Source organism: Chondromyces crocatus, from assembly GCF_001189295.1.
Lineage (GTDB): Bacteria > Myxococcota_A > Polyangia > Polyangiales > Polyangiaceae > Chondromyces > Chondromyces crocatus.
In genome coordinates, this window is the sequence record NZ_CP012159.1 from 5884513 (window position 1) to 5897133 (window position 12621).

10 protein-coding genes are annotated in these 12621 nt (G+C 67.9%); 8 read left to right on the forward strand and 2 right to left on the reverse strand.

Annotated features, from left to right (window positions below; genetic code table 11):
- The first annotated feature begins 48 nt into the window (after positions 1-48).
- The 3 genes from CMC5_RS21555 to CMC5_RS21565 are packed head-to-tail and all read left to right on the forward strand — an operon-like array spanning position 49 to position 4238.
- Positions 49-1125 (forward strand): STAS domain-containing protein, encoded by a 1077-nt coding sequence (locus CMC5_RS21555; protein ID WP_156338771.1) that lies wholly within the window; start codon positions 49-51, stop codon positions 1123-1125.
- 6 nt (positions 1126-1131) lie between these two features.
- The gene (locus tag CMC5_RS21560; protein ID WP_050432184.1) at positions 1132-3678 is read left to right on the forward strand and encodes a DEAD/DEAH box helicase; all 2547 of its coding nucleotides are present in this window, start codon (positions 1132-1134) and stop codon (positions 3676-3678) included.
- Positions 3678-4238 carry a YkgJ family cysteine cluster protein gene (locus tag CMC5_RS21565; RefSeq protein ID WP_050432185.1) on the forward strand — a complete coding sequence of 187 codons (561 nt, stop codon included), beginning with the start codon at positions 3678-3680 and terminating at the stop codon, positions 4236-4238. Before CMC5_RS21560 ends, CMC5_RS21565 begins: the two co-directional genes overlap by 1 nt.
- On the opposite strand, the gene CMC5_RS21570 is transcribed toward CMC5_RS21565, so the two are convergent.
- Both CMC5_RS21570 and CMC5_RS21575 read right to left on the reverse strand, forming a co-directional pair.
- Positions 4228-6624 carry an OPT family oligopeptide transporter gene (locus tag CMC5_RS21570; protein ID WP_050432186.1) on the reverse strand — a complete coding sequence of 799 codons (2397 nt, stop codon included), beginning with the start codon at positions 6622-6624 and terminating at the stop codon, positions 4228-4230. The two genes, CMC5_RS21565 and CMC5_RS21570, sit on opposite strands and share 11 nt — an antisense overlap.
- An 83-nt stretch (positions 6625-6707) precedes the next feature.
- A complete protein-coding gene (locus CMC5_RS21575; RefSeq protein ID WP_050436044.1) occupies positions 6708-7601 on the reverse strand; it encodes an SDR family oxidoreductase in 894 nt (297 codons plus the stop codon).
- Positions 7602-7693: 92 nt separating this feature from the next.
- Between CMC5_RS21575 and CMC5_RS21580 the strand changes: the two genes are divergently transcribed.
- From CMC5_RS21580 to CMC5_RS21600, 5 genes are all read left to right on the forward strand, one after another.
- Positions 7694-8605 (forward strand): LysR family transcriptional regulator, encoded by a 912-nt coding sequence (locus tag CMC5_RS21580; protein ID WP_245677679.1) that lies wholly within the window; start codon positions 7694-7696, stop codon positions 8603-8605.
- Positions 8606-8775: 170 nt separating this feature from the next.
- Positions 8776-9963, forward strand: a complete 1188-nt coding sequence (locus CMC5_RS21585) for an ABC transporter permease (RefSeq protein ID WP_050432188.1) — start codon at positions 8776-8778, stop codon at positions 9961-9963.
- Positions 9960-10703, forward strand: coding sequence for an ABC transporter ATP-binding protein (locus tag CMC5_RS21590; protein WP_050432189.1), 744 nt, complete (start codon positions 9960-9962; stop codon positions 10701-10703). The genes CMC5_RS21585 and CMC5_RS21590 overlap by 4 nt, the downstream gene beginning before the upstream one ends.
- On the forward strand, positions 10700-11653 hold the full coding sequence (locus CMC5_RS21595) for an MlaD family protein (protein ID WP_050432190.1): 954 nt from the start codon (positions 10700-10702) through the stop codon (positions 11651-11653). The genes CMC5_RS21590 and CMC5_RS21595 overlap by 4 nt, the downstream gene beginning before the upstream one ends.
- Positions 11650-12321 (forward strand): ABC-type transport auxiliary lipoprotein family protein, encoded by a 672-nt coding sequence (locus CMC5_RS21600; protein ID WP_050432191.1) that lies wholly within the window; start codon positions 11650-11652, stop codon positions 12319-12321. The genes CMC5_RS21595 and CMC5_RS21600 overlap by 4 nt, the downstream gene beginning before the upstream one ends.
- Positions 12322-12621: the final 300 nt, after the last annotated feature.

A 12621-nucleotide genomic window follows, 5' to 3' on the forward strand; every position in this document is an offset into this window, starting at 1 on the left:
CAGCGGAGCACAGGCGAGAGCGACAGCACGATGGCAGAGCGGGACAGCATGGGAGGTATCGACGGAGCGAGCGCCGGGCGGAGCGAGGACGGCTCTCGAGAGGGCGTGCCGCGCGAGCTGACGATCTCGATCGAGACCTCCTTGGCAGGGCTGATGGCCGGCATGCAGCGCATGGTCGGCACCGAGCGGTTCAACATCTGCCTCCAGAGCGGAGGACGCGAGAGCGTCGCGGCGGACTGGCAGATCCTCACCTCCAGGCCGTCCTTCGAAGAGGGGTTTGCGGAGCTCGCCAGGATCGCTGGGCGCGCCGGCTGGGGTCGCTGGGAGCTGGTCGCGCTGGATCGCGACAGGAAAGAGGCTCGCTTCCGCGTCGCTGGCTCCTGGGAGTCCGTCTACCAGCAGGCGCTGGGGGTGACCTGGGGGGCGAGCTTCCTGGCAGGGAAGCTCGCCGGTCTCTGTAGCTACCTCTTCGATGCGGACTGCTGGGCCGAGCAGACGGCGTACGAGGTGGCGGGTGATCCGTACGACGAGTTCATCGTGCGCCTGTCGAACGGGACCACCGAGCGGGAGGTCGAGGATCTCCTGCGCTCCGACGTCGCCACCCGCGCCGATCTCGCCGTCGCTTTGGAGACCCTCCGCCACGAGGTCGAGGAGCGCCGCCAGACCGAGCAGGATCTCCGCGACAAGCTCGAGGTCATCCGGCGCCAGGACGAGGCCATCCAGGCCCTCTCGACGCCCGTCCTCCAGCTCTGGGACGGTGTCCTCGCGCTTCCCCTCATCGGCGCCATCGACGGGCGACGCGCGGCCGCGGTCACCGAGCGCCTCCTCGGCGAGATCGTGAGGACGGCATCCCGCTTCGCCCTGCTCGATCTCACCGGCGTCGACATCGTCGACACCTCCACCGCCGACCACCTCCTGCGGGTCGTCCGCGCCGTCCAGCTCCTCGGCGCGCGCGCGGTGATCACCGGCATCAACCCGGCCGTCGCCCAGACGTTGACCTCGCTCGGCGTCGACCTCTCGGCCCTGACCACCCAGCAGAACTTGCAGGAGGGGCTCCGGTACTGCATTCAGGAGTCAGCACCCGCTCGCGGCGCCAAGTCCCCACCTCGCCGTCCGGGCCCCTGAGACCGCATGGACAACCAGCTCGGACCGCTCGAAGCCCGCATCACCCCCACCATCGACCCGACGCCCGACGAGCTGCTGAACGGCTTCCTCGAGTACATCACCGAGCGCGAGCTCGAGCTCTACCCGGCCCAGGAAGAGGCCATCCTCGAGCTGTTCGCGGGCAAGAACGTCATCCTCAACACCCCGACCGGTTCGGGGAAGTCGCTGGTCGCGACCGCCCTCCACTACAAGGCCCTCTGCGAGAACCGGCGCTCGTTCTACACCTGCCCGATCAAGGCGCTGGTCAGCGAGAAGTTCTTCGCGCTCTGCAAGGATTTCGGCGCGAGCAACGTCGGCATGATGACGGGTGACGCCTCCGTCAACCGCGACGCGCCCATCCTCTGCTGCACCGCGGAGATCCTGGCGAACATCGCGCTCCGGGAGGGGGAGAAAGCGCCCGTGGACTACGTCATCATGGACGAGTTCCACTACTACTCCGACCGCGAGCGAGGTGTCGCCTGGCAGATCCCCCTCCTCACCCTGCCCAAGGCGACCTTCCTCCTGATGAGCGCGACGCTCGGAAACGTCGACTTCTTCCAGGAGAAGCTCTCCGAGCTGACCGGCATCGAGACGGCGATCGTCCGCTCCAGCCAGCGCCCGGTCCCGCTCGACTACGAGTACCGCGAGACGGCGCTCCACGAGACCGTGGCGCACCTCATCAAGACGGGCCGAGCCCCCATCTACATCGTCAACTTCACCCAGCGCGCCGCGGCCGAAGAGGCCCAGAACCTGATGAGCCAGGATTTCTGCACCAAGGAGGAGAAGCGCGCCATCAACGCTGCCCTCGCCGGCGTCAAGTTCGCGAGCCCCTATGGCCGAGAGGTACAGCGCTTCCTGCGTCACGGCATCGGCCTCCACCACGCCGGGCTCCTCCCGCGTTACCGGTTGCTCGTCGAGAAGCTCGCCCAGCAGGGCCACCTGCGGATCATCAGCGGCACGGACACCCTCGGCGTCGGGGTGAACATCCCCATCCGCACCGTGCTCTTCACGCGCCTCTGCAAGTTCGATGGCGAGAAGACGGCGATCCTCAGTGTCCGTGACTTCCAGCAGATCTCCGGCCGCGCAGGCCGCAAGGGGTTCGACGATCACGGCACGGTCGTCGCCCAGGCACCGGAGCACGTGATCGAGAACCTCCGCATGGAGATCAAGGCCGGCAACGACCCGGCGAAGCGCCGCAAGATCGTCCGACGCAAGCCGCCCGAGCGGGGTTACGTCCACTGGGATCGCCAGACGTTCGAGCGCCTCGTCGCCTCTCAGCCGGAGCCGCTCGTCTCTCGCTTCCAGGTCTCACACGGCATGCTGCTCAACGTCCTCGGGCGCAAAGAGGGTGGCTGCCAGGCCATGAAGAAGCTCGTGCGCTCTTCGCACGAGCGTCCCGCGGTGCGCCGCCAGATCGGCAAGACCGCCATGCAGCTCCTGCGCTCCCTGTGGGAGGCGGGCATCGTCGAGCTCGTGCCCATGTGGGACTCCCGCGCGAAGAAGCTCGAGGTCAGCTCCGGCCTTCAGGAGGAGTTCTCGCTCCACCAGGCGCTCTCGCTTTACGTCCTCGAAACCGTCGACAAGCTCGATCGCGAGCTGGGCACGTACCCCCTCGACGTTCTCACGCTCGTCGAGTCCACCCTCGAGAATCCCGAGGCGATCCTCCAGCGCCAGCTCGACAAGGTGAAGCAGCTCAAGCTCGCCGAGCTCAAGGCCGAGGGGGTCGAGTACGAGCAGCGCATCGAGGCGCTCGAGAAGCTCGAATACCCCAAGCCCAACCGCGAATTCATCTACCTCACCTTCGACGACTTCGGGCGGCGTCACCCCTGGGTGGGCCAGGAGAACATCCGCCCCAAGGGCATCGCCCGGGAGATGTACGAGAAGTACATGTCCTTCGCCGACTTCATCAAGGAGTACGGCCTGGAGCGCGTCGAAGGGCTGCTCCTGCGCTACCTCTCCGACGTCTACAAGGGCCTCGTCCAGACCGTCCCCGACTACGCCAAGAACGACGACGTCGACGAGATGATCGCCTACTTCCGCGCCCTCGTGCGCGGCGTCGACTCCAGCCTCCTCGACGAGTGGGAGCGCCTCCGCGCCGGCGGCGCGCCGCGGGTCATCGAGGCGGCGCGTGGCGTCACCGAGCCGGAAGCGTTCGACATCACCCGCGACGAGCGCGCGTTCACCGTCCTCCTCCGGAACGAGCTGTTCTTCTTCCTGCGCGCCCTCGCTTCCAGGGATTACGAGGTCGCCGCCGAGATGGTCGAGGGGGAGGGGGAGCCCTGGACCGCCGCCCGCCTCGAAGCGACCTTGCAGGCGTACTACGCCGAGCACACGGCCATCCGCACCGACCCCGTCGCGCGTCGCCCCCAGAACACCCTGATCGAGCGCTCGGACGACGGCACGATCTGGAACGTGAAGCAGATCGTCGTCGACCCCGAGGACGATCAGGACTGGATGCTCGACTGCCTCGTCGACCTGGGGCGCTCGCGGGATGCAGGTCGCCCCGTCATCGTCCTCCGGCAGATCAAGAGCTGATGTCCACCGCGCCGCCCACCCCGCGAGCGCGCCTCGGCGAGCTGTTCGCCAAGGTCGATGGCTTCTTCGATCGCGCTGCGCGCCTGCACGGCCCGCAGATCACCTGCCAGGCCGGATGCGACGACTGCTGCCGACGTCGCTTCACCGTGACCTCCCTCGAGGCCTCCGCGCTCGCCGAGGCAGCAGCGTCGCTTCCAGCCTCCCGCCGCGCGGAGCTCGCGGCCCGGGCGCTCGGAGGCGATCCCGGCGTCTGTCCGGCCCTCGACGAGGGCGGCCAGTGCGCCGTCTACGAGGCCCGCCCGCTCATCTGTCGGACGCACGGTCTCCCCCTCCGGTTCACCCCTCCGAAAGGCACCCGCGCGCTCCCCGTGCTCGACGCATGCCCCAGGAACTTCACGGGCCAGGCGCTGGACTCGCTCGAGCCCAGCACCATCCTCGATCAGACCACCCTCTCCACCATCCTCGGCGCCCTCGACGCCGCCCATGCCGACGCCGAGGGCCGCCCCCGTGGAGAGCGCGTCGCCATCGCCGACGTGCTCTCCGCAGCCGCTACTTCGTAGCTGCGGCGCCCTCGGGCGACGTACCCCCGGGGGCACCGCCACCGCCACCGCCCACCGCGTCCTGCGCCTTCGTCCCGACCATGTAGAGCGCCACCACGATGAGTCCGAAGGCGATGATCCCGGACAGGTTGCTCGACGTGATGTCACCGAGCCGCGAGCCGAGATCGAACTGCCGCTCCATCCCGAAGCCGGCCACCGTCGCCGCCACGAGGCCCGCGATGGCCCCTCCGGCGATGTAGCCGGACGACAGCAACGTCCCGGGGCTGAACTCCTCCTCGGCGGAAGCTTCCTTCCCTGCACGCCGCTGCCTGTCCACCAGCCACCGCACCAGCCCGCCGACGAAGATCGGGACGGACGTCGACAGCGGCAAGTACACACCCACCGCGAACGGCAGCGACGCCACCCCGCAGAGCTCCATCATCACCGCCAGCATCACCCCGATCAGCACCAGGCTCCACGGCAGCTTGCGCGTCAGGATGCCGTCGATGATCAGCGCGAACAGGCTCGCCTTCGGCGCATCCAGCTTCTGGACGTCACGCAGCTTGTAGACGGCCTCCTCGCCCGACACGAGGTAGCGCCCCTTCTCCAGGCTCCCTCCGCTCTCGACCTCGATGACCCGGTACTCCTGCCGGTCCGGACCGAGCTGGGTCCCCTTGGCCACCGCCCCCACCGGGACCGGACGCGGCGCATCGAGCTTCTCGGGGACATGGGGCGCCCGACCGCCGATGCCCGGGTCGACCACGAACGCGATCTTTCCTCCCTCGTCGACGAGGTACTTGCCTTGCGGCACCGCGCCTCCCGAGTCGGCCATGTACCCCACGCGGTACGACTGACCATCGGGGGCCGTCATCATCTCCGCGGTGATCGCGGCGGGTGGCAGCGGTGCTTCGTAGTTCTCCGCCACCACCGTGGTGTACGCCTTGTTCAGGAACAGCAGCGTCCAGCCGATGAACAGCGCGCTCGTCACCACGCCGACCAGCAGCGCGATCTGCTGACGCCTCGGTGTCGCCCCCACCAGGAAGCCGGTCTTCAGATCCTGGCTCGTCGTCCCTCCGTTCGACGCGGCAACGCACACGATCGCCGCCGTCGTCAGCGCAGCGGCGCGGTGCTCCACGCCGACCCAGCCCATCGCCAGGAAGAGCAAGCAGGTGATGAGCAACGTGGCGACCGTCATCCCCGAGATCGGGTTCGACGAGGAACCGATCTCGCCCGTGATGCGCGATGACACCGTCACGAAGAAGAAGCCGAACAGCATGATCAGGATCGCCGGCACGAGCTGGATGTCCAGCATCGGCGCCAGCCAGATCAGCCCCAGCAGGCCCAGCGAGCCGTAGATCACCACGCTGAACGGCAGATCTTGCGCCGTGCGCGGGACGGACGCCGTGGACGCCTTGCCACCCACGCGGAAGTTACGGATCCCGCTCTTGAAGGCCTTCAAGATGGTGGGCATGGCGCGCCCGAGGCTGACGAACCCGCCGGTCGCAACTGCGCCAGCGCCGATGTAGAGCACGTAGCGCGACCTGATCTCGTTCGGCGTCATCTCCCGGATGAGCGTGGTCGCGGGGAAGATGGGCGTACCCAGGCCCTCGCCGAAGAACGCGATGAGCGGGATCAAGATGAGGTAGGCGAGCACGCCACCGGCCATCATCGTCGAGGCGGTGCGCGGCCCGATGATGTAGCCCACGCCCAGCATTTCCGGCGTCAGCTCGCCTCCGAAGCTCGCTCCCCGGAAGCTCGAGAAGCGGTAATCCGGGTTCATCTGGAAGAGCTTCGCTGGGTCGCCGAGCAGCTTGTACACGAAGCCCAGACCGAACCCCCCGAGCACCGTCTTGGCGTTGGTGCCGCCCGTCTCGCCGACGATGAGCACGTCGGCGCACGCTGTTCCCTCGGGATACGTGAGGTTCTTGTGCTCCTCCACGATCAACCCGTGGCGGAGCGGGATCATCATCAGGACGCCGAGGAGTCCGCCGAGGAGGGCGATGGCGACGACCTTCATCCCCTCCATCGCGTAGCCCATGAGCAAGAATGCCGGCATCGTGAAGGCGATGCCTGCGGCGAGCGACTCACCTGCCGATCCCGTCGTCTGGACGATGTTGTTCTCGAGGATGGTGGCCCGACCGAATGCCCTGAAGATCGTGATCGAGAGGACGGCGATGGGGATCGAGGCGGAGACGGTGAGGCCGACCTTGAGGGCGAGGTAGACGGAGGACGCGGCGAAGATGACCCCGAGCACCGCGCCGAGCACGATGGCGCGCAGCGTGAGCTCCCGCGGGCTCTGCGAGGCCGGGATGTAGGGTTCGTGCTCGGCGTGGGATGGAGGCGCCTCGGAGACAGGCGCGCGATCGAGGACCTCTGCGGAGGTGGACTCGGGAGCGGCGGACGACATGGCCGGGAGCGTAAGGCACTTTCGGGGTGGGCCGCGACCCGTCCCGGCGGGGGGGCGCGGCTCCGCGGGGCGGGCGCGAGGGGTCAGGGCGCCGCGGGAGGGAGGAGGGCGGCGCGGTGGCGGGAGAGGTAGGTGCGCACGTCTTCGGCGGGCTGGCCGGTGAGATCTTCGACGGCCCTGGTGGTGACGTTCAGCGACCCCCGGGCGATCGCCTCGTCGAAGGAGGCGTAGGCGGCGGCGAGGGTGGGGGGGAGGCCAGCCTGCTGGAGGCCGTTTTCGAGCGCGCTCAGGGGGATGATCACGTAGTCGACGGGTTTCCCGGTGAGGTCGGCGGCGAGCCTGGCGAGCTCGCGGTGTGTGATCGTCGTCGGACCGGTGACGTCGAGGGTGCGCTGGCCCGCGAAATCGGAGGCGAGGGCGGCGGCGGCGGCGCGGGCGCAGTCTTCGCGGGTGACATAGCCGGTCGCTCCTTCGCCCGTGGCCGCGAGGAGCTGGCCGGTCGCGGCGGCGCGGGCGAGGGCAGAAGGGAGGAGGTCGGCGTAGAGGTTGTTGCGCAGGACGGTGTATCCCAGGCCGCTCTGCGCGATGGCGTCTTCCGTGCCCTGATGATCCGGCGCGAAGGTGACGGGGGACCCTGGCCCCGGGTTGGTCAGGGACGTGTAGACGATGTGCTTCACCCCGGCCTTCACGGCGGCGTCGAGGGCACGACGGTGCTGCTCGATACGACGACCTGGCCGATCGAGGGCGTCGGTGCTGATGAGCAGCAGGCGCCCGGCTCCAGCGAAAGCCTCCTGCAGAGACGCCGGATCGTCGAAGTCGGCGTGGCGGACTTCGACGCCACGAGCGCTCAGGTCGGCGAGCTTGGCCGGATCACGTGTCGTCGCGATGAGCGGGCCGGCGCCCTTCGCGAGCAGGAGTTCGAGGACGCGGCGACCGAGCTGACCGCCGGCGCCCGTGACCAGGAGAGGCTGAGACATGGTGAACACTCCTTGTTGTTGCGAGGTGCCCCGAGATCTGTGACCGTTTCGGTTCCGGCGCAATGCAGCGCTTTTGCTCACTGTGTTGCAAAATGGGAACAATTGATCTGAACCACCTCTCGGTCTTTGCGGCCGTGGCAGAGACGGCGAGCTTCACGGAGGCGGCGCGACGCCTGGGGGTACCCAAGTCCACGGTCAGCCGTGCGATCGCCTCGCTGGAGGCCGCGCTCGGCGTACGGGTCCTGCAGCGGACGACGCGAACGGTCGCGCTGACCACGGCAGGGCAGGCGCTCGTCAGCCGTCTGGCGTCGCCCCTCCAGGCGCTGACGGAGGCCATCGCGGGCATCCCGGAACTCGCCGACGAGCCCTCGGGATCGCTGCGCCTGACGGCGACCGCCGACTTCGGCGCCGAGGTGCTCGCGGAGATCATGGCCGGCTTCTGTCGCCGCTACCCCCGCATCTCGGTGGCGATGCACCTGTCGCCTCGCCCCGTGGACCTGGTGAAAGAAGGCTTCGACGCCGCGTTTCGCATCCTGGGCAAGAAGCCGCGCGACTCGGGACTGATCGCGCGCAAGGTGGGAGAGCTCAGCCTCCAGTTCTACGCCTCGCCGGAGTACCTGCGGGTTCGGGGCACACCGAAGGCACTGGAGGATCTCTCCGGGCACGACGGGGTGATGATCGTCGGCACGAGCCCCTTCGCTCCCGACGAGGAGGCCTTGATGCGCGCCAGGCTACAGGTTCGCTTGACCGCGGACGACGGCTTCTTCGCGCGAGAGGCGCTTCGCCACGGCATGGGCATCGGGCTGCTCCCGTCATTTCTTGCGCAGCAGGACGTTCTCGCGGGGAAGCTCGTGCGGGTGCTCCCGCGGTGGGCGGCACCTACAGGGGGTGTATTTCTCGTACGCCCGAGTGGACAGCACCTGCCCAGGAAACTCTTGGCCTTGCGTGATCACGTCGTGGAGGCACTGGGCAGGCGCTTCTCACTATCGGGCGGAGAGGGATGACGAGCGGCGAAATCGCGCGCACGATGCCCCCCCTGGTGGCTGGACCAGGTCGTGCTGAGGGGGCGCCCGCAGCGCGCCAGAGATTGACGGCACGGCATGCACCACGCCAAGGTGCAGGAAGTCGCAACAGTTCTCGGCCTGCAACCGTTCTTGGCCTGCTTCGATAACTCATGCCCACGGCTCCCACCGCCACCGACGCTGGAACGACGCGCTCCCGCGACGAGGCCGTGAGCACGGGATTCCAGATCGAGCTCGTGGCCCGCGGCGAGGCGACGGCGGAAATCTTCATCTCGGGTGACCTGCTGCTGCGGGACGCCGCCGGATTCTGGCGAGCCCTGCGCAAGCAGATAGCGGCCGCCGGAGCAGCGCGCACGATCGACATCGACCTCTCCGGTGTGCGCGAGATCGAGGGCGGCGTGATGGCCCTGCTGCTTCAGCTCGTCGGCGAACTCCAGGCCCGCGAGGTGGAGAGCGAGATCCGCGGCGCGAAGGGACCGGTCGCGGACGTTCTCGGCCTCTACGGCACACCCGACAAGGTCGATCTCCGCACGAAGCCTCGGACCGAAGGGATGCTCTCCCAGATCGGGCGGGCCACAGTCGCGATCATCACCGAAGTGAAGGCGGTGCTCTCGTTCGTCGGCGAGCTCGTGCTGGCGATCTTCGGTGTCCTCCGCAATCCCAGCTCGATGAACTGGAGCGGTGTGTTCCCCATCATGGAGCGCGCCGGGGCCGACGCGCTCCCCATCATCCTGCTCATCAATTTTCTGGTGGGCTTCGTCATGGGTTTTCAGGGGGCGGTCCAGCTCAAGCAGTTCGGCGCGAACATCTTCGTGGCCGATCTCGTGGGCCTGGCGGTGGCGCGCGAGTTCGGTCCCCTGATGGCTGCGATCATCGTCTGCGGTAGGTCTGGCGCGGCTTTCGCCGCGGAGATCGGGACGATGAAGGTCTCCGAGGAGATCGATGCGCTTCGCACCATGGGCTTTGGCCCCGTGCGCTACCTGGTGCTGCCGCGCATCCTGGGCCTGATGCTGGTCATGCCCCTGCTCACCCTCATCGCCGACGCCATCGCCATGTTCGGCGGGCTCCTGGTCGGCGTGTTCAGCCTCGACCTCACGCCCGTCGGCTACCTGCTCGAGACGCAGAAGGCCGTCAGCGCGTGGGACGTCATGTCGGGCGTGATCAAGAGCATCTTCTTCGCCTTCGCCATCGCGCTGGTCGCGTGTCAGCAGGGCCTGGCCACGGCGGGAGGTGCGGAAGGTGTGGGGCGACGCACGACGTCGTCGGTGGTCGCGATCCTGTTCTCCCTCATCCTCATCGACGCGGCCTTCACGGTCGTGTTCTACGCACTGGGCCTATGAGCGAGCCGCGCATCGAGGTCGACGACCTGACCATGGGCTGGGGGGACAACATCCTCCAGAAGAACGCCTCGTTCCAGGTGAAGCGCGGCGACATCTTCGCCATCCTCGGCGGCAGCGGCTGCGGAAAATCCACGATGCTCCGCTACCTCGTCGGCCTCGAGACCCCGATGGGGGGGCGCATCACCATCCAGGGGATCGGCGCCCCGCGCCTCCAGGTGGGCAGGCCCAAATACGGCGTCATGTTCCAGTCGGGCGCGCTGTTCGGTTCGATGACCGTCGGCGAGAATGTCGCCCTTCAGCTCCGGAAGTGGACCGATCTCCCGGATGACGCGATCGATGCCATCGTCCGCGCCAAGTTGCAGCTCGTCGGCCTCGGCGGCGTCAAGAACCACATGCCTTCCGAGATCTCCGGCGGCATGAAGAAGCGCGCCGCCATCGCCCGGGCGATGGCCCTGGAACCGGACCTCATCTTTCTCGACGAGCCCTCGGCAGGCCTGGATCCGGTGAGCTCGTTCGAACTGGACGAGCTGATCCTCACCCTGAACCGCTCTCTCGGCCTCACCGTGGTCATCGTCACCCACGAGCTGGAGAGCATCTTCAAGATCGTGAAGACATGCGTGATGCTCGACAAAGAGAGCAAGAGCATCATCGCCCGCGGCGATCCCCGCCAGCTGCGCGACGAGAGCCGCGACCCGCGGGTCCACAGCTTCTTCAACCGAACGAACCGGGAGGGGACATGAACTCGGCCAACCACTGGAAGATCGGCCTCTTCGTCGTGTTCGGCGTCTCCATCGCCATGGTCACGCTCATCTATCTGGGCGCCAAGTCGCTCGGCAAATCGACGAGCACCTACGTGTCGTTCTTCGACGAGTCGGTCCAGGGGCTCGAGATCAGCTCTCCCGTGAAGTTCCGCGGGGTGACGATCGGGACGGTGTCGAAGATCGAGGTCGCCGCCGACCAGCGCCACGTCGCCGTCGAGTACCAGATCGGGAGCAACGTCCCCGAGCAGCTCGGCCTCCGGAAAGGCGACTCCGACGCCAGGAGCCTCGGCCCGACCGAGCGGCGTGTCCAGCTCGCCTCGGCCGGCGTCACCGGCGTCAAGTTCCTGCAGATCGACTTCTTCCCGGTGGATCAGTACCCCGAGCATCCGCTGCCGTTCGAACCGCCGTCCAACACCATCCCGGTTGCGGCCTCCGCCCTGAAGAACATCGAAGAATCGTTCATCAAGGTGATGCACAACATGCCCGAGCTGTCCGAGCAGCTCGTGAAGCTCATCGCTCGCGTGAACAGCATCGTCGCCGAGTTCGACGACACCCATCTGCCCAAACGCGTTGGTGACACGCTCGGCAATGTCGACATGCTCCTCAAGTCCGCCCACAAGGGCATCGAGGACCTCAACACCGCCAAGCTCGGGGACGGGGCAGGGAAGACGGTCTCTTCCATCGCTGCGGCGACCGCGCGGCTGGATCGCCTCCTGGGCCGCGTCGAGAAGGACGATCTCGTGGGCAGCATCAAGCGCACCACAGACAACATCAGCAACGTCGCCGACGGGGCGAGCATCCCGGTCGAGGAGCTGAACCAGACGCTGCGATCGGTGCAGGACGCAGCGAACTCGCTGCGCCAGCTGGTCGACGCCCTGGAGCGCGACTCCGACATGCTCCTCAAGGGGCGATCGAGAGGGGCCGAATGACGATCCTCCGCAAACCCATCGCCGCTTGCGTCCTCGCGTGCCTCGCCTTCGGCAGCGCCGGGTGCGCCTTGCTCACGAAGAGCGACCCCATCGCCCCCCGTTACTACAACCCCGAGCGGCTGAACGCCCCGGACCCCGAGCCCACGTCACGGAACAAGCCCGACTCGAACCCCGCCCACAAGCTGCGCCTTCGGGCCGTACGCGCCAGCGAGCACCTCAAGGAGCGCATCGTCTTCCGCGACTCTCCCACCGAGCTGGGCTTCTACGACGGCCGCCGCTGGACCGAGCTCCCGGAGCACTACCTGCGCCGCCAGCTCTCGGCCGCCCTCTTCGAGAGTCAGCGTGTGCAGCAGGTCATCGCTGGCCCTGCCGCCACCCTGGAGGTCGAGATGAGCGCCTTCGAAGAGGTGCGCGAGCCGCGGCGCGTGGGGCGCGTGCAGATCATGTTCCTGCTCCACGACGGCAACCTCGTCCGGTTCCGCGAGACCGTCACCATCGAGCGCCCCATCGCAGGCGAGGGGACCCCCTCGGCCGAAGCCACCGTCAGCGCCCTCGGCGAAGCCCTCGCCGCGGCGGTACAGCGGATCGTCGACCGGACGCTACGTGAACTCGATTTCGTCACCCCCACGCGCCCCTCGCCCGTCCCCGAGCCGCCGCCGCTTCCCTGACCCGCTCTTCCGGGCTGCACCTCTGACCTGGCTCCTCAGGCGGCGTCTCCGACCTGGCTCCTCGGGCTGCCTCACTCAGGGGGCCTTCCACAGGGCCTCCCCGCGGTCGAGCTGGCCAAGCCGTTGGCTGTGTGCTGGTGTCGTACAAAAGCAGCAGTCAGGGCCCTTTGGCGCGGAGACACCAGGGCCGATCTGTTACGCAATGGCATCGAGTCGTTGCCATTGGTGGTGACCTCCACCCGCGCCACGACAGCACGAACCCGAGGCATTCCCCTCGGGCAGGGTGAAACGAGCGTGGAT

What these genes read in the sequence shown, in the direction of transcription:
- CMC5_RS21555 (WP_156338771.1), top strand. Translation starts at nt 49, where the DNA reads ATGGGAGGTATCGACGGAGCGAGCGCCGGGCGGAGCGAGGACGGCTCT.
- CMC5_RS21595 (WP_050432190.1), top strand. Translation starts at nt 10,700, where the DNA reads ATGAACTCGGCCAACCACTGGAAGATCGGCCTCTTCGTCGTGTTCGGC.
- CMC5_RS21600 (WP_050432191.1), top strand. Translation starts at nt 11,650, where the DNA reads ATGACGATCCTCCGCAAACCCATCGCCGCTTGCGTCCTCGCGTGCCTC.
- CMC5_RS21570 (WP_050432186.1), bottom strand. Translation starts at nt 6,624, where the DNA reads ATGTCGTCCGCCGCTCCCGAGTCCACCTCCGCAGAGGTCCTCGATCGC.
- CMC5_RS21560 (WP_050432184.1), top strand. Translation starts at nt 1,132, where the DNA reads ATGGACAACCAGCTCGGACCGCTCGAAGCCCGCATCACCCCCACCATC.
- CMC5_RS21580 (WP_245677679.1), top strand. Translation starts at nt 7,694, where the DNA reads ATGGGAACAATTGATCTGAACCACCTCTCGGTCTTTGCGGCCGTGGCA.
- CMC5_RS21590 (WP_050432189.1), top strand. Translation starts at nt 9,960, where the DNA reads ATGAGCGAGCCGCGCATCGAGGTCGACGACCTGACCATGGGCTGGGGG.
- CMC5_RS21565 (WP_050432185.1), top strand. Translation starts at nt 3,678, where the DNA reads ATGTCCACCGCGCCGCCCACCCCGCGAGCGCGCCTCGGCGAGCTGTTC.
- CMC5_RS21585 (WP_050432188.1), top strand. Translation starts at nt 8,776, where the DNA reads ATGCCCACGGCTCCCACCGCCACCGACGCTGGAACGACGCGCTCCCGC.
- CMC5_RS21575 (WP_050436044.1), bottom strand. Translation starts at nt 7,601, where the DNA reads ATGTCTCAGCCTCTCCTGGTCACGGGCGCCGGCGGTCAGCTCGGTCGC.